The organism is Achromobacter spanius, assembly GCF_002966795.1.
GTDB classification, from domain to species: domain Bacteria; phylum Pseudomonadota; class Gammaproteobacteria; order Burkholderiales; family Burkholderiaceae_B; genus Achromobacter; species Achromobacter spanius_D.
Genome location: NZ_CP023270.1, coordinates 1,686,091 through 1,706,542 on the forward strand (window position 1 = coordinate 1,686,091; position 20,452 = coordinate 1,706,542).

The following is a 20,452-nucleotide window of genomic DNA, read 5'->3' on the forward strand; positions in this document are numbered from 1 at the left end:
ACACGCACCAGGCCGGTTGCGACCGAAGACTTGAATCTCGACTCTTCGATCACACGAAAGCCCGGGCGTGAACAACATCGATCGGCAAAAGTTTTAGTCCGCAAAGACATGATGATCTAGGAGTTCACATGAACCTCATCGCTATCCTGGAACAGGAAGAAATTGCCCGTCTGACCGGCGGTCAAGCCAAGCCTGAATTTGCTCCTGGTGACACCGTCATCGTGAGCGTCAACGTCGTTGAAGGCACCCGCAAGCGCGTGCAGGCTTTCGAAGGCGTTGTTATCGCCAAGCGCAATCGCGGCCTGAACTCCGCGTTCACCGTGCGCAAGATCTCGTCGGGTGAAGCCGTGGAACGTACGTTCCAGCTGTACTCGCCGCAAATCGCCAGCATCGAAGTGAAGCGCCGCGGCGACGTGCGCCGCGCCAAGCTGTACTACCTGCGCTCGCGCTCGGGCAAGTCGGCTCGCATCAAGGAAAAGCTGGTCAGCAAGCAAGCCCCCTCGGCTTGATCGCTTATCGGTACACGGCCCTGACAGTGTCGGACGTTCACGCCAATCCGCGTTTCCGTCCGGCACGGTTTTCCGGGTTAAAAAGGCACCTGCGAGGGTGCCTTTTTTCTTATTTCCAAGCGTATGTCTGATACCTCGTCCTCCGCGCGGCCCCGACGGCCGCTGGCGCGTCCCGGATTCGATCCAGCGACGCAACCGTGGGTGGTGGCCAACGAATCGCTGCCGCCCGTGCCTACCCGCCTGCTGACGCCGGATTCCCTGCGCGGCACGCTGAGCCAGCCGTCCACCTGGACGCTTGAGCTGTCGCGCGACAACGATCTTCGCTATCCCGGTCGCGAGGGCACACCCGTGCCGGCGGCCGTGCTGATCCCGCTGGTGACGCGCGACGAAGGCGTGAACATCATGTTGACGCAGCGCGCCGCGCATCTGCACGATCACGCGGGCCAGATCAGCTTTCCCGGCGGGCGCATCGAGACCAGCGACGCCAACCCCGAGGCCGCGGCGCTGCGCGAAGCGCAAGAGGAAACGGGCCTGCCGGCCAATCACGTGGAAGTGCTGGGCAGCATGCCGCCGTACCTGACGGCGACCGGCTTTTCGATCATTCCCGTGGTGTCGCTGGTGCGGCCGGGTTTTGAGCTGGCGCCCGACGCGTTCGAAGTGGCCGAGGTGTTCGAGGTGCCGCTGTCGTTCCTGATGGATCCCGCGAATCACCGCTTGTACGAAGCGCGGCTCGATGATGGGCGAGTGCGCCAGTATTACGGCATGCCGTACGGCAAGCACTTCATCTGGGGCGCCACCGCGGGCATGCTGCGCAATCTCTATCACCTGCTGCGCCACGGATTTGCGCCGCGCTGATCCGCGTCGGATCAGGCGGCCACGCAAAAGCTAACGGCCCCGATCGGGGCCGTTTTCAATGGGGCAGCGTCACATCTTAGTAACGCTGCTGGCCTGCCAGGTTTTCTTCAAGAATGCGTTCGTACAGCGCGTAGCGCGCCGGATCGATCTTGCCGTCCCGCAGCGCCGCCATCACCCCGCAGCCGGGCTCGTGGCGGTGGGTGCAGTTGTAGAAGCGGCACTCCTCGATCGGCTGCGTGAACTCCGGAAACCCGCGGATGATGTCGTCCCGCGTCAGGTGGTGCAGCCCGAAGGCCTGGAACCCCGGCGAGTCGATCAGGTCGCCGCCGGGCTCCGGTAGATGATAAAGCCGGGTGCTGGTCGTGGTGTGCTTGCCCATGTCCAGCGCGGTGGAGTGTTCGCGCGTCGCCGCGGCGGCGCCCGGCACCAGCGCGTTGAGCAGCGTGGACTTGCCCATGCCGCTCTGTCCCAGCAGCAGGTTCGTGCGGCCGGCCAGGCGCGGTGCGAGCTGCGTGTGGACGTTCTCGGGTTCGAGCGCGCTCAGTTCGATGATGTCCACGCCCAGCGCCGCAATGGGCGCCAGCCGCGCGCGCGCCGCCGGCAGCTCGTCGGTCAGGTCGGTCTTGTTCAGGACGATGAGCGGCGCGATGCCCGCGCTCCATGCACCTGCCAATGCGCGGCCGGTCAGGTCGTCCGAAAACGTGGGCCGGACGGCGACAACGATCAGTAGCTGGTCGACATTGGACGCAAACTGCTTGGACCGCATTTCGTCGGAACGATAGAGCAGGTTGCTGCGCGGCAGAATGGCGTCGATGGCGCCTTCGTCCTTGCCTTGCGGCGTGATCTTGACCCGATCGCCCACCGCGGCGCCGGTTTTCTTGCCGCGCGGGAAGCACTTGCGCAGGGCGCCATCGGCCAGTTCCACCGTGTAGTGGCGGCCATGCGCGGCAATGATGCGGCCTTCCATCGGCGCGCTCATGCGGCGGCCGCCATCAGGTGGCGGATGCGCACGGCGGCGGGAGGGTGACTGTCGTAAAAGGCGGAATGCACAGGGTCTGGTGTCAGGGTTGCAGCGTTGTCGTCGTACAGCTTGACCAGCGCCGAGACCAGACGGTCCGGCGAGCTTTGCTCGGCGGCATAGCGGTCCGCTTCGAATTCGTCGCGGCGCGAATACCAGCTGGCCAGCGGCGTCAGCATGAAGGTGAATACAGGAATGACCAGGAAGAACAGCAACAGGGCCATGGCGTCGTTGCGGCCGCCCAATTGCGGCATCACGCCCAGGCTCACGTAGAACCACGGCTGCTGCGCGATCCAGCCCAGAATCGCAAAGAACACCAGCGCGGCGGCAAAGCTGAAGATCACGCGCTTGATGATGTGGCGCTTGGCGAAGTGCCCCAGCTCGTGCGCCAGCACAGCCTCGATTTCGTCGGCGTTCAGGCGGGCCAGCAGGGTGTCGAAGAACACGATGCGGCGCGATTTTCCGAAGCCCGTGAAATACGCGTTGCCGTGGGCCGAGCGGCGCGAGCCGTCCATCACGAACAGGCCATTCAGGGCAAAGCCGCAGCGCTGCGCCAGACGCTGGATGCGGCCGGCCAGTTCGGGATCGGACAGCGGCGTGAACTTGTTGAAGAGCGGGGCGATGAACATCGGGTAGATGATCAGCAGGGCCAGGTTGAATACCGTCCACAGTGCCCACGCCCAGATCCACCAATAGGCGCCGGCGCTGCCCATCAGCCACAGCACCGCGGCGGCCAGCGGCAGGCCCAGCACCGCCGCGACCAGCAGGCCCTTGGCGGCGTCGGCCACAAACAACCCGGGCGTCATGCGGTTGAAGCCAAAACGCGCTTCCAGCTTGAACTGCCGCCAAAGCGTGAAGGGCAGACCCAGCAGGCCCAGCACCAGCGCAACCACCACCAGCAGCAGCATCTGCCGCACGAAGTCGTTGCTGGTAAGCTGGCTGACCATCAGGTCGATGAATTGCAGACCGCCCAGCAGCGTCAGGGCGACCAGCACCAGGGCGTCATAGGTGCGCTCGAGCATGCCCAGCCGAACCCGCGCCACGGTGTAATCCGCCGCCCGCTGATGGCTGGTCAACCCGATGCGATGAGAGAATTCCGCAGGCACCTGGTCGCGATTGCGGGCGACATGGCGGATCTGGCGTGACGCCAGCCACATGCGCACGGCAATATCGGTCAGCAGGAAGGCAACGAACAGCAGTGTGAACATGGGCAAAGCGTTTTGCTCAAGAAGGGATGTGCGAAAATCGCGCGTTTTAAAGGCAAATTATATGGCTGCGAACGAAAACCGCCTGATCTGGCTCGACATGGAAATGACGGGCCTGGACCCCGAGAAAGAACGGATTATTGAAGTCGCCGTCGTGGTGACGGAACCCGACCTGACCGTCGTGGCCGAGGGGCCGGTGATTGTGGTGCACCAGTCCGACAGCCTGCTCGACGCGATGGACAACTGGAACAAGTCGACCCACGGCAAGAGCGGGCTGATCGACAAGGTCAAGGCGTCCACGGTGACCGAGGCAGAGGCAGAGGATACGCTGTTGGCGTTTCTTGCGCAGCATGTGCCGGCGGGCAAATCGCCCATGTGCGGCAACACCATCAGCCAGGACCGCCGTTTCATGTTTGCCTACATGCCGCGCCTGGAGCAGTTCTTCCATTACCGCAACCTGGACGTCAGCACGCTCAAGGAGCTGGCGCGCCGCTGGGCCCCCGCCGTGTACAAGGGATTCGAGAAAAAGAGCCGCCACGAAGCGCTGGCCGACATCTACGAGTCCATCGACGAGCTCAAGTATTACCGCGAGCATTTCCTGAAGGTCTGAGACCGTCGGCGGACCGCCGGGTTCCAACGAACTCCATTGGATACCCGGCCGCGCTGCCGCACCTTGCTGTCATGCCGTCCTATTCCGTCGCGCAGATTCGCCAAGCCGAGCAGCGCGCCCTGGCAACCGGGCGTGCGCTGATGCCGCTGGCCGGCGCGGCGGCGGCCAGCTTCGTCGCGGCGCGGGTGCCGGCCGACGCGTCCATCCTGGCGCTAGCCGGGCCCGGCAATAACGGCGGGGACGCTTTGGAAGCCGCCGCGCTATTGTTGGCGCGAGGCTTGGATGTTCACGTGGTGCTGCCTTCGGGGCCAGACAGGCTGCCCGCCGATGCGGCGCGCGCCTGGGCCGGCTGGGTGACCGCGGGCGGAGAGACCCGAACGCATACCGATCTTCCGGCCAGACCGTCCCCGGATCTGGTCATCGACGGATTGTTCGGCATCGGCTTGAACCGGCCTCTGGATGCCGCGTGGCAATGCCTGATCGATACGGTCAACGCGTGGCACGTTCCGGTGCTGGCGCTGGATGTACCTAGCGGCATCGATGCCGACGCCGGCGTGGCGCTGGGCCGGCCGATCCGGGCGCGTTGGACGCTGTCGTTCATTGCGCCCAGCCGCGGACTTTCGTTTGCCGGCGCAGGGCGCGAGGCGGCCGGAGAATGCCACCTGGATACGCTGGGCGTCGCCATGCCGGACGACGGCAGCACGCGCCGTTAGGCCGACGCGCGCCAGTCCTTAACCCGGCCGGCCCCCAAAGCGCATTTCGACCTCGGGCGACAGCGGACGGTAGCGTTCGTTGTCCTGGCCGGCCAGGGCGTTCAAGTGCGCTTCGGAAGGATCGAACACCTTCCAGTAAAGGCGTCCGCACAATTCCCGCGCGGCGTGGCCGGGCCAGTTGTCGGGCAGCATCGGGGCGGGCAGCTGCGGATCGTGCAGCACGATGCGTCGCCAGTTATGCAGCACCATGACGCGCACGGTAAACGCCTCGGCGGGCGAGGGCGCCTCGTCCAGCAGCTTTTCCAGCGGGCCGAAGTTGCGCGAGAACTGCCGGTATTGCTCGGCCACGTCGTCCAGGTTCCAGCATTGCGTGGCCAGGCTGGCGATCGGCAGCCCGCCGGCGCCAGCCAGGTCGCGGGCCGACAACACCAGCGCCCGGTCCGGGATACCTAGTTTTTCAAGGATGTCGTGCGCGGCGCGCGCCTCGGTGTGCGGATGCGCGAACAGACCCGGCGCGATCATGCCGAAGCCTTCCCACGTCAATTCGCGGCGCAGCTCGCCGCGCTCAGCCAGGCCGTTGCCCGTGCGCGGCAGCGCGACCAGCGTCCATTCCCCGTTCCATTCCTTGGCGCCGCCCACATAAATGCGCTGCGACGCGTGCGACGTGTGCCGCACGCCCTGTTCGGAAATCAGATAGAGGCTGCGCCGGCCATGGCGTTCGGATTGCAGCCAGTTCTGCGCCACCAGGCGAAAAACGCTGGTGCGCAGCAGGCGTTCGTTGATCCCCAGAGGAGCCAGAAGCTCGATCAGGCTGCCCAGCCAGATGGCGCCGCCATGCGGGGCCAATGCATCGCCCAGTACGCTGACGCAGAGCGATTTCGCGCGGGGCGGATCGCTCTTCAATAAGCGGGACAGAGCGCGTTCAAGGGACGACTGAGGGTTTGCCATGAGGAGGGCCGCGGGCGGCCGATATCGGGATGCTGGATATGATACATAAATCCAATGTGATACAGATTTGAGTTTGACAATGATTTTTTTGTATTAAATAATCGTCTCATGACATGACGGCACTGCGCAGCGTTTGCTTTGCGTTTTCGCAAACCGTCTCAAGGAGACAACTATGTACGCTCAACTCGTCGAAACCGGCGTCAAGCAGGTCAAGACCGCGGACCAGCTCGAAGGCCTGGAACAGACGTTCCAGCGACGCATCGACGATGGCGTCCGCATCGAGGCCAAGGACTGGATGCCCGAGGCCTACCGCAAGACGCTCGTGCGTCAGATCTCGCAGCACGCGCACTCGGAGATCGTGGGCATGCTGCCGGAAGGCAACTGGATCACGCGTGCCCCGTCCCTCAAGCGCAAGGCCATCCTCCTGGCCAAGGTGCAGGACGAGGCGGGCCACGGGCTCTACCTCTACAGCGCCGCGGAGACGCTGGGCGTGTCGCGCGATGACCTGATCGACGACCTGCACGCCGGGCGCGCCAAGTACTCCAGCATCTTCAACTACCCCACGCTGAGCTGGGCCGACATCGGCATGATCGGCTGGCTGGTCGACGGCTCGGCGATCATCAATCAGATTCCGCTGTGCCGCTGTTCGTATGGTCCGTACGCGCGGGCCATGGTGCGCGTCTGTAAGGAAGAGTCCTTCCATCAGCGCCAGGGCTATGACCTGCTCATGCAGATGTGCCTGCACGGCACGCCCGAACAGAAGGCGATGGTCCAGGACTCGCTCAACCGCTGGTGGTGGCCCGCACTGATGATGTTCGGTCCGTCGGACGCCGATTCGCCCAACAGCGCCCAGTCGATGGCCTGGAAGATCAAGCTCTTCTCCAACGACGAGCTGCGCCAGAAGATGGTGGACCAGACCGTGCCGCAAGCCGAGTACCTGGGCCTGACCGTCCCCGATCCCGACCTGAAGTGGAACGCCGAGCGCGGCCACTACGACTTTGGCGAAATCGACTGGTCCGAGTTCTACGCCGTGCTCAAGGGCAACGGCCCCTGCAACCGCGAACGCCTTGCCGCGCGGGTGAAGGCGCATGAGGACGGCGCCTGGGTGCGCGACGCGCTTGTCGCCCACGCCGACAAGCAGTCGGCCCGGAAAGCCGCCTAGAGGTTCCCCCCCGGAGCGCTGCGCGCTTCCCCCCCAGGGGGGCGCCGCAGCGGACCGGCGGAGCCCGGATCCTCGCGGCCCCGCTGGCCCTCGCTGCGCTTTGGGATGCGTGACTTTCTGGACACCTTCTTTTTATTTATTGCAGACCGGCCGCGCGATGCGTATCCGGCATTAAAGGGAATCCATCATGAGCAAAGACTGGCCTCTGTGGGAAGTCTTCATCCGTAGCCAGCACGGCCTGGCGCACAAGCACGTGGGCAGCCTGCATGCTCCGGACGCCGAAATGGCGATCAATCACGCCCGCGACGTGTACACGCGCCGCAACGAGGGCCTGAGCATCTGGGTGGTGCGCGCCTCGGATATTTCGGCCAGCAGCCCGGGCGACAAGGATCCGCTGTTCGAGCCGGCCAACAGCAAGGTCTACCGGCATCCGACCTTCTTCCCGATGCCCGAAGAAATCAAGCACATGTAAGGCGGGCGGGGGAGACATGGACAAAGCACTGTTTGAATACCTGCTGCGCCTGGGCGACACGTCGCTCATCCTGTCGCAGCGGCTGGGCGCCTGGACGGGGCACGGTCCCATCCTGGAAGAGGATCTGGCGTTGACCAACACCGCGCTCGACCTGCTGGGCCAGGCCCGCATGTGGCTGACGCTGGCCGGCGAGGTCGAGGGCGCGGGCCGCGACGAGGACGCGCTGGCCTATCTGCGCGACACGCACGAATTCCGCAACGCGCTGCTGGTCGAGCGCGACAACGGCAATTACGCCGACACCATGGCGCGGCAGTTCCTGTTCGACGTCTGGCATTACTTCCTGCTGCAGCGCCTGGAGGCGTCTGCTGATGAGCGCGTCGCGGCCATCGCCGCCAAGTCGCTCAAGGAAGTGACCTATCACGTACGCCGATCGTCGGACATGGTGGTGCGCCTGGGCGATGGCACCGCGGAAAGCCACGCCAAGATGCAGGCCGCCATCGACGACGCCTGGCGTTTCACGGGCGAGCTCTTCACCGACGACGCCATCGACCAGGACGTCGCGGCGCGCGGCATCGGCTGTGCCTTGTCTGCGCTGCGCCAGCCGTGGCTTGCGCACGTGCGGGAAGTGCTGGAAGAAGCCACGCTGACCGTTCCCGACGAAGCCGCCGCCCACCACGCCGCGCATCGCGGCGGGCGCCAGGGCAAGCACACCGAGGCGCTGGGTTACGTGCTGGCCGAGATGCAGCACCTGCACCGCGCCTACCCGGGAGCCACGTGGTGAACGCGCTCGCGCCCATTTCCGCCGACCAGGTCTTTGCCTGGCTGCAGGAGGTCCCGGACCCCGAGATCCCCGTGCTGTCCGTGGTGGACCTGGGCGTGGTGCGTGAGGTGTCGTGGGATGGCGATGCGTGTGTCGTCGTCATCACCCCCACCTATTCGGGCTGCCCGGCCATGCGCGAAATCACGCAAGACATCTGCCAGACGCTCGAACGCCACGGCGTGTCCGAGGTCCGGGTCGAGACGCGCCTTGGGCCCGCCTGGACGACCGACTGGATGAGCGAAAAAGGGCGCGAGGCGCTCAAGGGCTACGGCATTGCCGCGCCCGCCGAGCGCGCCATCGACATCTCGGGCATCAGCCGCCGCACGGCCGCCCCGGCCATCGCCTGCCCGCGCTGCGGGTCGCGCGATACGCGGATGGTCAGCAATTTCGGGTCGACGTCGTGCAAGGCGCTGTATCGCTGCGTCTCGTGCCGCGAGCCCTTCGATTATTTCAAGACTCACTAAAGAGTGGTTTCGAGATGAGCCAGAACCAATTCCATGCTTTGAAGGTGGCGTCCGTGGCGCGCAATACGCGCGATGCCGTGGTCGTGACCTTCGACCTGCCCGAGGCGCTGACGAACGAGTTCGCCTTCCTGCCCGGCCAGTACCTGACGCTGCGCACCCAGCTCAACGGCGAAGAGTTGCGCCGTTCGTATTCGATCTGTTCGGCGCCGCGCGACAAGCTCTTGCGCGTGGCGATCAAGAAGGTCGACGAAGGCGTGTTTTCGAGCTGGGCCAATCACCAATTGCAGCCTGGCCAGACGCTGGAGGTGATGGCGCCGGCGGGCAACTTCACGGTGGACTTCTCGCCCGAGAACCAGCGCCACTACGTGGCGTTTGCCGTGGGCAGTGGCATCACGCCCGTGTTTTCGCTGGTCAAGACGGCGCTGTCGACCGAGCCGCGCAGCAAGTTCACGCTGTTCTTCGGCAACCGCGCTTCGTCCGCCGTGCTGTTCCGCGAGGAAATCGAGGACCTGAAGAACCTGTACATGGACCGTTTCTCGCTGGTCTACGTGATGAGCCGCGAAACGCAGGACATCGAGCTCTTCAACGGCCGCCTGGATGGGGACAAGGTCGACCAGCTCATGTCGGCCTGGATGAGCCCCGAGGATATCGACTACGCTTTTGTGTGCGGTCCACAGACCATGACCGAGAGCGTGGTCGAGCGGTTGCAGGCGCGCGGCATCCCCAAGTCGAACATCAAGTTCGAACTCTTCGGCGCGCCCAAGGGCCCGCGTGCGCTGCGCACCGGCCAGGACGCCCCGCAGGCGCCCGGCAAGGGACAGTGCGAGGTCACCGTGGTGCAGGACGGACATAGCCGCATGTTCGTCATCGACAAGAACAAGGACAGCGTGCTGGATTCGGCGCTGGCGCAGGGCATTGAACTGCCGTATTCGTGCAAGGGCGGGGTGTGTTCCACCTGCCGTTGCAAGGTGATAGAAGGCGAGGTGGACATGGACGCCAACTTCGCCCTTGAAGATTATGAAGTCGCGCGCGGGTTCATCCTGAGCTGCCAGAGCTTTCCTGTCAGCGATCGGCTGGTCATCGACTTCGACCAGGAAACCTGACCCGGCGCACGCCAGGCAAGCATTCAAAACTTATTGGAGAGACGAGCGTGTCCCAGAAATTCTTTGAACGTCACCAGCCCCTGCTGGAACAATCCCTGGCTGCCGCCGCGCTGCGCGGCTACTGGAGCCCGTTTGCCGAGTCGCCCAGCCCGCGCAACTATGGCGAGACCGCCAACGACGAAGGCCGCGCCGCCTTCGAAGCGCTCCAGGGCAAGCCCTTTCCGCTGAACCTGCACGATGCCGACGGCGTCGTGGGCGGCGAGAAGTCGCCCTACGGTTTCGAACTGGGCATCACGTATCCGCGCGTGCCGGCGGACAAGCTGATCGCCGCGTCCAAGCGCGCGCTTGAAGACTGGCGCCGCGCCGGTCCCCACGCCTGGGTGGGCGTGTCGCTGGAAATCCTGTCGCGCCTGAACAAGCTCAGCTTCCAGATCGCCTACGCGGTCCAGCACACCACTGGTCAGGGCTTCATGATGGCCTTCCAGGCCGGCGGCCCCCACGCGCAGGACCGCGGCTTCGAGGCCGTCACCTACGCCTGGCAGGAAATGTCGCGCATTCCGGGCATCGCGGTCTGGGAAAAGCCGCAGGGCAAGAACGACCCCATTCGCATGGAAAAGCAGTTCACGGTCGTGCCGCGCGGCGTCGCGCTGGTGATCGGTTGCTCCACCTTCCCGACGTGGAACGGCTACCCGGGCCTCTTCGCCAGCCTGGCGACGGGCAACACCGTCATCGTCAAGCCGCACCCCGGCGCCATCCTGCCGCTGGCCATCACCGTGAAGGTGGCGCGCGAAGTGCTGCAGGAAGCCGGTTTCGATCCCGACGTCGTGCAACTGGCCGCCCACGAAGCCGGCGACGACACCGCGCAGAAGCTGGCGCTGGACCCGGCCGTCAAGATCGTTGACTTCACCGGCAGCACCGCCAACGGCGACTGGCTGGAAAACAATGCGCGCCAGGCTCAGGTCTACACCGAGAAGGCCGGCGTGAACCAGGTCATCATCGATTCGACCTCGGATCTGAAGGGCGTGGCCCGCAACCTGGCGTTCTCGCTGGCCCTGTATTCGGGCCAGATGTGCACCGCGCCGCAGAACATCTACGTGCCGCGTGACGGCATCAACACCCCGGAAGGCCGTGTCAGCTTCGACGATGTGGCCGCCGCGCTGGGCGTGGCGCTGGAAAAGGTCGGCGCCGATGCCGCCAAGGCCGTCGAGCTGACGGGCGCCATCCAGAACGAAGGCATCGTCGAGCGCATCGAGAAGGCCCGCGCGCTGGGTCTGCCCGTCGTGGCGGACAGCAAGACGCTGGCGCATCCCCAGTTCGAAAACGCGCGCGTGCGCACGCCGCTGCTGCTGCGCACCGAGGCCGGCAATGCGGCGCTCGGCCAGGAGTGGTTTGGTCCGATTGCGTTTGTCGTCGCCACGGATTCCACCGCCCACAGCATCCAGCTCGCGCGTGACAGCGTCGTCCAGCACGGCGCGCTGTCGCTGTCGGCCTACACCACGGATGACCGCGTGGCCGAGCAGGTGCAGGACGCCGCCGAAGTATCCGGCGTGTCGCTGTCGCTGAACCTGACCGGCGCGGTGTTCGTCAACCAGACCGCCGCCTTCAGCGACTTCCACGGCACCGGCGCCAATCCGGCGGCCAATGCCGCGCTGTCGGACACGGCGTTCGTGTCGAACCGCTTCCGCGTGGTGCAAACCCGCCGTCACATCTAAGCCGGGCGATCGCAGATGAGCTATCAGGATATTCAATTCGACCTGTCCGGCGGCATTGCGCGCCTGACGCTGAACCGCCCGGACAAGCTGAACAGCTTCACGGCCAACATGCACGCGGAAGTGGCCGACGCGCTGACCCGCGTCGAAGCCGAAGGCGCGCGCGTGCTGGTGCTGACCGGCGCGGGCCGCGGCTTCTGCGCGGGCCAGGACCTGAGCGAGCGCAAGCCCGCGCCGGATGGCACGCCGCCCGACCTGGGCGAGACCGTCGACAAGTTCTACGGCCCATTGGTGCGCCGGCTCAACGCCTTGCCGATGCCGGTTGTGGTGGGCGTGAACGGCGTGGCGGCAGGCGCGGGCGCCAATCTGGCGTTTGCGGGCGACATCGTCATCGCCAAGGCCTCGGCCAACTTCATCCAGTCGTTCTGCCGTCTGGGCCTCATCCCGGACACGGGCGGCACGTTTGTGCTGCCCCGTCTGGTGGGCCGCGCCCGGGCCATGGGCCTGGCGCTGCTGGGCGACAAGCTGAGCGCCAAGCAGGCAGAGGAGTGGGGGCTGATCTGGCAATGCGTGGCCGACGAGGAATTCGACGCCACGCTGGATCGCCTGGCCACGCATTTCGCGGCCGCGCCCACCAAGGGCCTGGCATTCACCAAGCGCGCCTTGCAGGCCAGCCTGGGCAATGATCTGTCCACGCAGCTCGACCTGGAGCGCGACATGATGCGCGAACTGGGCCAGAGCGCGGATTACGCCGAAGGCGTGGCCGCGTTCCTGGGCAAGCGTGAACCGCAGTTCAAGGGGCAATGATGAGCGTGCACGTTCCCCCCGTTGAAGTGCCGACCGACCCGCAGGCGCTGGCGCAGGCCGTGGGCTCGGTGATGTATGCCGGCGACGCGGCCACGCAGGGCCTGGATATGAAGATCGAGGAAATGGCGCCGGGCTATGCGCGGCTGACCATGCGCGTGCGGCCCGACATGCTGAACGGCCACAAGACCTGCCATGGCGGCTTCATCTTCGCCCTGGCCGACAGCGCGTTTGCGTTCTCGTGCAACTCGCGCAACGTCAGCACGGTCGCGTCGGGCTGCACGATCGACTATCTGGCGCCGGGTTTCGAAGGCGACCTGTTGACCGCCGTCGCCCAGGAGCGTTCGCTGGCCGGCCGCACCGGCGTCTATGACGTCACCGTCACCAATCAGGATGGACGCAACGTGGCCTTGTTCAGGGGGCGTTCCTACCGCATCAAGGGCCAGATCGTCGGGACGCCCACGGACGCCTGACTGCTGCACCGTACCAAAGAGAAGAGAGACATCATCATGCCCAACACCATGAGCAAGCCGGGACTGGATCCCATCGAGCATGCCAGCCAGGACGAGCTGCGGGCCCTGCAGCTTGATCGCTTGAAGTGGACCCTCAAGCATGCCTACGAAAACGTCCCGCACTACAAGAAGGCGTTCGACGAAGTCGGCGTGCATCCGGACGACCTGAAGCAGTTGTCCGATATTTCGAAGTTCCCGTTCACGACCAAGAAGGAACTGCGCGAGAACTATCCGTTCGGCATGTTCGCCGTGCCGCGCGAGCGCATCTCGCGCATTCACGCATCCAGCGGCACGACCGGCAAGCCGACCGTGGTGGGCTACACCAAGGGCGACCTGGACAACTGGGCCAACCTGGTGGCGCGCTCGATCCGCGCGGCGGGCGGCAAGCCCGGCGATACCGTGCACGTGGCCTACGGCTACGGGTTGTTCACCGGCGGCCTGGGCGCGCACTACGGCGCCGAGCGCCTCGGTTGCACGGTCATTCCCATGTCCGGCGGACAAACCGAAAAGCAGGTGCAGCTGATCAACGATTTCCGTCCGGACATCATCATGGTCACGCCCTCCTATTTCTGCAACATCCTGGAAGAGCAGCGCCGCCAGGGCATCGACCCGCGTCAAAGCTCCCTGCGCATCGGCATCTTCGGCGCCGAGCCGTGGACGGGCCAGATGCGTGCCGACATCGAGGCCGAAGCAGGCATCGACGCCGTCGACATTTATGGGTTGTCTGAAGTGATGGGCCCGGGCGTGGCAAGCGAATGCGTCGAGACCAAGGACGGCCCGGTGGTCTGGGAAGATCACTTCTACGCCGAGATCGTCAACCCGGACACGGGCGAACCCGTGGCCGACGGCGAGCCCGGCGAGCTGGTGTTCACGTCGCTGACCAAGGAAGCGATGCCCATCGTGCGCTACCGCACGCGCGACCTGACCCGCCTGTTGCCGCCCACCGCGCGCAGCATGCGCCGCATCGGCAAGATCACGGGCCGCAGCGACGACATGCTGATTGTGCGCGGCGTGAACATGTTCCCCACGCAGGTCGAAGAACTGGTCCTGAAGATCGCGCAGTTGGCGCCGCATTACCAGCTGGTGCTGTCCCGCTCGGGCAACATGGACGAGCTGGAAATCCTGACCGAAGTGCGTGCCGAGTTCTCGAGCCTGTCCGACGCCGAGCGCGCCAATCTGGGCAAGCAGCTGCAACACGCGGTCAAGACCCACATCGGGGTGAGCGCGCGCATCCAGGTGTCGGATGCCGGGCATGTGGAACGCACGCTGACCGGCAAGGCACGGCGGGTGATCGACAAGCGTCCGAAGTAGTAGGCGCGTCTACACGCGAAAAAGGCAGCCATCTGGCTGCCTTTTTTCATTGCGCCGTTTCTAGCGCCCCACCGTCCGCAATATCCGCCGATACCAGAAGTGCAGCAAGGCCGCCGACAGCGCCAGCCCGAACATGGCCATCAGCCACATGCTGCCCGCACCTTGCGGCGAGCCCGGCACCAGCACTTCGCGCAGGCCGTCGATGCCGCCGCGTCCCGGACCGAATCCAAACCACCAGCCGCCCACCAGCCCCACGCCGGCCAGCGCCACCGTCTGCAGGATCAGCGGCACCACGGCGATCTTGTACGCGCGCAGCAGGTACGAGTTGATGCACTGCATCGAATCGAACAGGTGGAAAAGCGGCAGGACGGCGAGCAGCGTGGTCGCCACGGCGGCAACGGCGCCGTCGTCCGTGTAGGCGGCAAGGATCAGCGGACGGCCGATCAGCAGCACCGCGGCCGTCAGCAGCGCGCCGATCAGGCCCAGCGTCAGACCCGCCATGCCGGTACGGTGGGCGTGTGCGTAGTTGCCCGCGCCGATGGCCTGCGCCGTCAGCGCGGCGGTCGCCACGCCCAGCGCCATCGGCATCATGTAGCAGAGCGCGGCCAGGTTCGACATGATCTGATGCCCACCGGTCACGAAGGTGCCCTCGCGTGCCACCAGCAGCGCCATGAACGTGAATGCCGACACCTCGACCAGGTACGAGCCGCCCATCGGAATGCCCAGGCGCAGCAGTTCCTTGAGCGCATTCCAGTCCGGCTTGCCGATCCGAAGCTGGAAGCGGCGATAGTAGCGGTCGTGGGTGATCACCCACAGGCCCAGGCCCAGGCTCATCCACGACACCACGGCCGTCGCCAGTCCCGCGCCGGCCGCGCCCATCGCGGGCAGGCCCAGCTTGCCGTAGATGAAAAGCCAGTTGAAGAGCGCCTTGAAGCCGATGATGGACAGGTTGATGGCCATGACGAGCTTGGGCCGCGACACCGCGGTGCCAAGCGCATAGATGGTGCGGAACACCAGGGCGGCGGGCAGGGCCAGCACCAGCGCCTGCAGGTACGACGCGATGCGGTCGCGCACGCCGGGGGCGACGTCGCCCGACATGAAGAGCCACATATCCGGAAACAGCATCAGCGCGGCGCCCACGACCGACAGGCCAAGCGCCAGCCACACGCCCTGGCCCCAGCTCTTTCCGACTTCCTGATTGTTGCCGGCGCCAAACTGCTGCGCCAGGATCGGGATCAGGGCGTGCACGACACCCATCAGGCCGACGAAGACCGTGATGTAGATGGAAGCGGAAAGCGCCATCGCCGCCAGGTCGTCGGGGCTGGAGTGCCCCGTCATGGCGGTGTCCAGCACGCCGAACGAAATGCTGGCCCACTGGCTGATGAGCACGGGCCACGCCTGCTTGGCGATTCCGCGCAGGGTGGCGCCGAAGGTCATCGGCGCCCCGATGGCGGCGGTCATGGCTTGATGCCGGTTCGCAGCAGGCGGAAGACTTCGGAACGGTCGGCGCGGCGGCCGCCTTGCCAGAGGACTTCGGCGCCTTCGCTGTACGCGGCCGTGCCGTCACGCAGGCTTTGGTTGGTGGTCTGTTGCAGGACCAGCGTGCAGCGCGTGTCGAACGGGAACGACAGGTTGTTGAAGATCAGGAACGAAGCGCGCTGGCCGCTGCCCAGACTGAGGCCTCGGATGCATTCGCCCGGGCGCTTGTGCTGCGCGATGGCCTGGGCCAGTTGGCCCGACACCGTGCGATAGCTGCGCGCGTAGTCCACCGCGGGTTGCCACAACAGCACCAGCAGGATCCAGGTCACGGTCAGGCCGCCGGCCGACAGCACGGTGCCGCGCCACAGCGCCTGCGGACGCACGCGCAACCGCCAGACGACCAGGACGATCCAGCCCAGGGTGAAGAGCACTGCCAGCCCAAAAGCCACCCACGAGATGACGGGTTCATAGCCGGTGGTCTGGCGGGCGATGTTGCGGGAAATCTGTGCCGGCCAATGGAAGTGCAGCGCCACCCAGCCGAGCCAGGCCGTCGCCACCGTCAGCGAAAAGCACATGACGGCAAACCAGTCGAGCGTGTTCACCACGCCGCGGCGCAACGTGGGCAGCGAAAATGCGCCCAGCACGGCGCAAGGCACGGCCAGCAGCACGAATTCGGAATCGCTGGCTTCGTCGACGAAGAACAGGATCAGTGCCGAGCACACCAGCAGCATCAGCGGCACCCAGATGTGGGGCGCATAGATCCACGCGCGCCACCGCCAGATGGCCAGCAGGGCCAGCGGCCAGGTCGGCCACAGGTACCACGGCAGGTCGCGCAGCGTGCGGGCGGCGTCGTGCAGGCCCGGGATGGCGAACGACGACAGATTCCAGGTCTTCCAGTTGCGGATCCAGTATTCGCTGCCCTGGCTGGCGGGAATCCACCAGGCCAGGATCAGACCAGCGGCCAGCACGGCGGCCCAGAGCACCCAGCGCTTGCATTTCCAGAGCGGGCTGCGGGGATAGAAGGCGAGCGCCGCGCCGATCATGATGGGCAGGGCGCCCACCCAGCCGCGCGCAAGGAAGCTGGCGGCCAGCGCAATGCCGAGTGTGGTCGAGCCCGTGACGGGACGGTCCACGGTGCGCGCCAGCGAATAGAACGCGAGCGCCTGGCAGGCCATGATGGCCGGCATGACCGTGGTTTCATGGGTGCGCTGCAGGATGCCGACCGTGGCAAGCAGCAAGAGAAGGGCGGCGTCGGCCAGCATGCGGCCGTAGTCGCGCGGTTCGGGTTCGCCGCCAAAGGGCAGCGCCAGCGGCTGAGCTTCAGCCCGGCGGCCAAGCAGATATGTGCCGTACCAGACGCTCGAGGCCGTGATGCCGAACCACAGCAGATTGGGCAGGCGGCCGGCGGTGATGTCCCCGATGAACGGGCCGAACAGCCAGATGCTGATGGCGCCCACCCACGTGATCAGCGGACCTTCCTCGGCGTGGGCCAGATGTCCCACCTGCGGCAGCAGCCAGGTCAGGCCGCCCTCGCGGATCGCGGTGATCATCGTCGCCAGTCCGACCGCATCGTCGGTTTTCCACGGGTCGCGCATGAACAGGCCGGCCACGATGTAGACCAGGGCCAGGCCCAGCAGGATGAGGCGGGGCAGTTTTGCGGTGGCTACCGACGTGAGCCGGGCCGGGGTGGAAATGGAAAGTGGGGACACGGGCGTTAATGTAACCGAGTGGTCGGGATGCGCCACCCCCTGACCGGCCTTCTGGCACCGAGGGGGGAAAAAAAAGCAGCCCGAAGGCTGCCTTTTTGCTGTGACTCCCGCAGGAGCAACAGGATCAGGAAGCGGACTTGACCGTGCCGGCCGTACGGGCGAAGCGGGCGCGGAACTTTTCCACGCGGCCAGTTTCGACGATGCGGGTCTGGGCGCCAGTGTAGAACGGGTGCGATTCGGAGGTCACGTCGCACTTGAAGAGCGGGTACGTCTTGCCGTCGATTTCGACGGTTTCGCGCGTGTGGACGGTCGAACGGGTGATGAACTTGTTGCCCGTTTGCAGGTCGGCGAAGACGACTTCGCGGTATTCGGGGTGAATGCCTTCTTTCATGGTGCTTTCCTAGACTCGGTCGAGTCTTTTTCAAGAGTTAGGGTCGCCAGCTACAGCTGCCTGAGGCCTGCCCGGGGGTTTGCTACCAAACCTATTGGCGCGACAGGCGCTAGCCACGTATCCAAAAAGTAACCCCGAATTCTAGCACGCGAACCTGCTGGCGGCCACCCGAAAATGAGCGCCCAGACCGCCATGCAGCCCGGGTTTGATGGCGGGGCGGACGTCAGAGATCCGTGCGCAGCTTCCAGATTTCCGGAAACAGCACCACTTCCAGCATGCGCCGCAGGTAGTCCACCCCCGACGTGCCGCCCGTGCCGCGCTTGAAGCCGATGACCCGTTCGACCGTCGTAACGTGGCGGAAGCGCCACAACCGGAAGGCATCTTCCAGGTCGGTCAGCTTTTCACCAAGCTGGTAGAGCGCCCAGTAGCGGTCCGTGTCACGGTAAACCGTCAGCCAGGCGGCTTCAACCGCCGCCGACGCCTGATATGGCTGGGTCCAGTCGCGTTCCAGGTGATCGGCCGGGATATCCAGGCCGTTGCGCGCCAGCAGCCGCAGCGCCTCGTCGTACAGCGACGGAGCCTCGTAGGCGCTCTGCACCTGGGCCAGCAGGTCCGCGCGGTGCGAGTGCGGCTTGAGCATGGCCGCGTTCTTGTTGCCGAGCAGGAACTCGACCTGGCGGTACTGGTAGCTCTGGAATCCGCTCGAGCGCGCCAGGTAGGGCCGCAGCGCGGAGTATTCGGGCGGCGTCATGGTCGCCAGCACGTCCCAGGCGTGGACGAGCTGCTCCATGATCTTGCTGACGCGCGCCAGCATCTTGAAGGCCGGTTGCAGGCGGTCCTCGGCCACGCTGGCGATCGCGGCCCGCAGCTCGTGCAGCATCAGCTTCATCCACAGTTCGCTGGTCTGGTGTTGAATGATGAACAGCATCTCGTTGTGCTCGGGCGACATCGGATGCTGGGCGCCAAGCAGTTCGTCAAGATGCAGGTAATCGCCGTAGGTCATGTCGCGCGCGAAATCGAGCTGCGCCTTTTCCTGATGGACGATGTCTTCGGGGCGTTCGTTCTGGCTCATGCGCGGCCTCCGGGGCAGGGCGGGGCGGCGCGGCGGGCGGATGCGGGCAAGGCGCGCCAGTGGGGCGCGAATAGGGATTGCATGGTCGATTCTCCAAGCGGGGCGGCGGCTTTTGAGCAGCCGCTCCCGGGCCGGCAAATCAGCCTACAGTTCGCGCAGGACCGCGCGGACCGGGCTGGCATCGGCCTGGATCAGCGCCAACGGCAAGGCGATCAACTCGTAATCGCCTTCCGGCACGTCGTCGAGCACCAGATTCTCCAGTACCCGCATGTCGTGCCGCAAGATCGTATGGTGGCTGTCCAGGGTCTTGCTGGATGCGGGGTCGATGCTGGCGGTGTCCAGACCGATCAGCATGACGCCGCGTTCGGCCAGCCATTCGATGGTTTGGGGCGCGTAGGCGGAGAAGTCGTCCGTCCACCAGTCCTGGGCAGCGTGCTTGGCGGTGCGCACCAGCACGCGGGGCGGCAGGTTGTGCGCCGCATGGGCAAGGTGGTCGATCGTGATGAGCTCGCCGCAGTCGATCGCATGGATGACGCGGCAGGGGCCCAGAAAGGGTTCAAGCGAGACCGCGCCGATGGCTGCGGCCCCGTTTTGATAATGAAGCGGGGCGTCGGCATGCGCGCCGATGTGCGGCGACATCGTGATTTCGCTGACATTGACCGGACAGCCGGGCGTGAGCGTCCATTTCCATTGCTGGCGGTACGGCGTGTCGCCCGGAAAGACGGGCGATGCCGTCGAGACGGGCGGGGAAATGTCCCACAGGCGTTTCATGGCAGGCAAGGAAAGGTCGCGAGGGCCGGAATTAGGTTAAGCCTAAAACAATATTGGGCGGTAGTCTAACGGAATTCCGGCGCTTGCTGCGGTCAGAGGCAGCCCAGTTCAGCCAGTGACACCGCCGACCCGCCCGCGACGATCAGATGGTCCACCAGCCTGACGTCCACCAGCGCCAGGGCTTCCTTCAGGTGCCGGGTGAAGGTGCGGTCGGCGGCGCTGGGCGACGCCACGCCGGACGGATGGTTGTGGGCCACGATGAGCGCTGCCGCATGGTGGCGCAGGGCTTCGCGCACGACCTCCCGGGGATAGACCGCCGCCTGCGAGAGCGTGCCCCGCGCCAGTTCGCCCGTGGCGATCAGGCGCAGTTGCGCATCCAGGAAGAGGGCGATGCAGTGCTCCACCTGCAGATGGCCGAGCGCCGCCTTGCAATATTGTTTCACTCGGGCCGGGTGGTGCATCGAGGCGTCCCGGACCAGGTCTTCTTCGAGCGCCCGCCGGGCCAGTTCCAGCAGGGCCGCCAGGGTGCAGGCCTTGGACGACCCCAAGCCGGCGATGGCCATCAGGTCCTGCGGCGAGGTGCTGAGCAACCCGCGCAGCCCGCCAAACCGTGCCAGCAACTGGCGGCACAGATCCACGACATTCAGGCCCGGAATACCCGTGCGCAGGGCGACGGCAAGCAGCTCCGCGTCCTGGATGGATGCGGCCCCGTGACGTAGCAGACGCTCTCGGGGACGGTCTTGTTTTGGCAACCGGACGGACAATTTCATAAGAGGCTCTAAAATCAGGGTTTACTCAAATACCCATACGGTGGC

22 protein-coding genes are annotated in these 20,452 nt (G+C 65.6%); 13 read left to right on the forward strand and 9 right to left on the reverse strand.

Annotated elements, in window-relative coordinates; translation table 11 throughout:
- The first annotated feature begins 128 nt into the window (after positions 1 to 128).
- Both rplS and CLM73_RS07515 read left to right on the forward strand, forming a co-directional pair.
- A complete protein-coding gene (gene rplS, locus CLM73_RS07510) occupies positions 129 to 509 on the forward strand; it encodes a 50S ribosomal protein L19 (protein ID WP_105237944.1) in 381 nt (126 codons plus the stop codon).
- 123 nt (positions 510 to 632) lie between these two features.
- Entirely contained in the window at positions 633 to 1,364 is a 732-nt protein-coding gene (locus tag CLM73_RS07515; protein WP_105237945.1) for a CoA pyrophosphatase, read from the forward strand.
- Positions 1,365 to 1,440: 76 nt separating this feature from the next.
- On the opposite strand, the gene rsgA is transcribed toward CLM73_RS07515, so the two are convergent.
- Together rsgA and CLM73_RS07525 are read right to left on the reverse strand one after the other, a co-directional pair.
- On the reverse strand, positions 1,441 to 2,343 hold the full coding sequence (gene rsgA / locus CLM73_RS07520) for a ribosome small subunit-dependent GTPase A (protein WP_105237946.1): 903 nt from the start codon (positions 2,341 to 2,343) through the stop codon (positions 1,441 to 1,443).
- On the reverse strand, positions 2,340 to 3,590 hold the full coding sequence (locus tag CLM73_RS07525) for a M48 family metallopeptidase (protein WP_105237947.1): 1,251 nt from the start codon (positions 3,588 to 3,590) through the stop codon (positions 2,340 to 2,342). Before CLM73_RS07525 ends, rsgA begins: the two co-directional genes overlap by 4 nt.
- A gap of 61 nt (positions 3,591 to 3,651) precedes the next feature.
- Here CLM73_RS07525 and orn point away from each other — a divergent pair, with 61 nt between their 5' ends.
- Both orn and CLM73_RS07535 read left to right on the forward strand, forming a co-directional pair.
- The gene (gene orn / locus CLM73_RS07530) at positions 3,652 to 4,197 is read left to right on the forward strand and encodes an oligoribonuclease (RefSeq protein ID WP_105237948.1); all 546 of its coding nucleotides are present in this window, start codon (positions 3,652 to 3,654) and stop codon (positions 4,195 to 4,197) included.
- Between the two features lie 71 nt (positions 4,198 to 4,268).
- On the forward strand, positions 4,269 to 4,910 hold the full coding sequence (locus tag CLM73_RS07535; protein ID WP_105237949.1) for an NAD(P)H-hydrate epimerase: 642 nt from the start codon (positions 4,269 to 4,271) through the stop codon (positions 4,908 to 4,910).
- Between the two features lie 18 nt (positions 4,911 to 4,928).
- Here CLM73_RS07535 and paaX read toward each other — a convergent pair whose 3' ends face one another.
- Positions 4,929 to 5,858, reverse strand: coding sequence for a phenylacetic acid degradation operon negative regulatory protein PaaX (paaX, locus tag CLM73_RS07540; protein WP_105237950.1), 930 nt, complete (start codon positions 5,856 to 5,858; stop codon positions 4,929 to 4,931).
- A 172-nt stretch (positions 5,859 to 6,030) separates the two neighbouring features.
- Between paaX and paaA the strand changes: the two genes are divergently transcribed.
- From paaA to paaK, 9 genes are all read left to right on the forward strand, one after another.
- Entirely contained in the window at positions 6,031 to 7,020 is a 990-nt protein-coding gene (gene paaA, locus CLM73_RS07545) for a 1,2-phenylacetyl-CoA epoxidase subunit PaaA (protein WP_105237951.1), read from the forward strand.
- A gap of 187 nt (positions 7,021 to 7,207) precedes the next feature.
- On the forward strand, positions 7,208 to 7,492 hold the full coding sequence (paaB, locus tag CLM73_RS07550) for a 1,2-phenylacetyl-CoA epoxidase subunit PaaB (RefSeq protein WP_006388300.1): 285 nt from the start codon (positions 7,208 to 7,210) through the stop codon (positions 7,490 to 7,492).
- A gap of 16 nt (positions 7,493 to 7,508) precedes the next feature.
- Positions 7,509 to 8,273, forward strand: a complete 765-nt coding sequence (paaC, locus tag CLM73_RS07555; RefSeq protein ID WP_105237952.1) for a 1,2-phenylacetyl-CoA epoxidase subunit PaaC — start codon at positions 7,509 to 7,511, stop codon at positions 8,271 to 8,273.
- Positions 8,270 to 8,776, forward strand: coding sequence for a 1,2-phenylacetyl-CoA epoxidase subunit PaaD (gene paaD, locus CLM73_RS07560; RefSeq protein WP_105241414.1), 507 nt, complete (start codon positions 8,270 to 8,272; stop codon positions 8,774 to 8,776). Before paaC ends, paaD begins: the two co-directional genes overlap by 4 nt.
- 14 nt (positions 8,777 to 8,790) lie before the next feature.
- Positions 8,791 to 9,879: a 1,2-phenylacetyl-CoA epoxidase subunit PaaE gene (gene paaE / locus CLM73_RS07565; protein WP_056567556.1), complete on the forward strand. Its 1,089-nt coding sequence runs from the start codon at positions 8,791 to 8,793 to the stop codon at positions 9,877 to 9,879.
- A gap of 47 nt (positions 9,880 to 9,926) precedes the next feature.
- Complete coding sequence (gene paaN / locus CLM73_RS07570) at positions 9,927 to 11,591, forward strand: phenylacetic acid degradation protein PaaN (RefSeq protein WP_105237953.1); 1,665 nt, start codon at positions 9,927 to 9,929, stop codon at positions 11,589 to 11,591.
- Between the two features lie 15 nt (positions 11,592 to 11,606).
- On the forward strand, positions 11,607 to 12,395 hold the full coding sequence (gene paaG / locus CLM73_RS07575) for a 2-(1,2-epoxy-1,2-dihydrophenyl)acetyl-CoA isomerase PaaG (protein WP_105237954.1): 789 nt from the start codon (positions 11,607 to 11,609) through the stop codon (positions 12,393 to 12,395).
- Positions 12,395 to 12,865 (forward strand): hydroxyphenylacetyl-CoA thioesterase PaaI, encoded by a 471-nt coding sequence (paaI, locus tag CLM73_RS07580; RefSeq protein ID WP_056569414.1) that lies wholly within the window; start codon positions 12,395 to 12,397, stop codon positions 12,863 to 12,865. Before paaG ends, paaI begins: the two co-directional genes overlap by 1 nt.
- Positions 12,866 to 12,901: 36 nt before the next feature.
- Positions 12,902 to 14,215: a phenylacetate--CoA ligase PaaK gene (gene paaK / locus CLM73_RS07585; RefSeq protein WP_105237955.1), complete on the forward strand. Its 1,314-nt coding sequence runs from the start codon at positions 12,902 to 12,904 to the stop codon at positions 14,213 to 14,215.
- A 60-nt stretch (positions 14,216 to 14,275) separates the two neighbouring features.
- Here the strand turns inward: paaK and CLM73_RS07590 are convergent, their stop codons facing one another.
- The 6 genes from CLM73_RS07590 to radC form a co-directional block, all read right to left on the reverse strand.
- A complete protein-coding gene (locus CLM73_RS07590; RefSeq protein WP_105237956.1) occupies positions 14,276 to 15,676 on the reverse strand; it encodes an MATE family efflux transporter in 1,401 nt (466 codons plus the stop codon).
- Complete coding sequence (locus CLM73_RS07595) at positions 15,673 to 17,403, reverse strand: ArnT family glycosyltransferase (RefSeq protein ID WP_105237957.1); 1,731 nt, start codon at positions 17,401 to 17,403, stop codon at positions 15,673 to 15,675. The genes CLM73_RS07590 and CLM73_RS07595 overlap by 4 nt, the downstream gene beginning before the upstream one ends.
- Before the next feature lie 124 nt (positions 17,404 to 17,527).
- Positions 17,528 to 17,794 carry a type B 50S ribosomal protein L31 gene (locus CLM73_RS07600; protein WP_006218255.1) on the reverse strand — a complete coding sequence of 89 codons (267 nt, stop codon included), beginning with the start codon at positions 17,792 to 17,794 and terminating at the stop codon, positions 17,528 to 17,530.
- A gap of 223 nt (positions 17,795 to 18,017) precedes the next feature.
- Positions 18,018 to 18,866: a tryptophan 2,3-dioxygenase gene (gene kynA / locus CLM73_RS07605; RefSeq protein WP_056567541.1), complete on the reverse strand. Its 849-nt coding sequence runs from the start codon at positions 18,864 to 18,866 to the stop codon at positions 18,018 to 18,020.
- A gap of 144 nt (positions 18,867 to 19,010) precedes the next feature.
- A complete protein-coding gene (gene kynB / locus CLM73_RS07610) occupies positions 19,011 to 19,637 on the reverse strand; it encodes an arylformamidase (RefSeq protein WP_105237958.1) in 627 nt (208 codons plus the stop codon).
- Between the two features lie 92 nt (positions 19,638 to 19,729).
- Positions 19,730 to 20,407 (reverse strand): RadC family protein, encoded by a 678-nt coding sequence (gene radC / locus CLM73_RS07615; RefSeq protein WP_105237959.1) that lies wholly within the window; start codon positions 20,405 to 20,407, stop codon positions 19,730 to 19,732.
- Between the last annotated feature and the right edge of the window lie 45 nt (positions 20,408 to 20,452).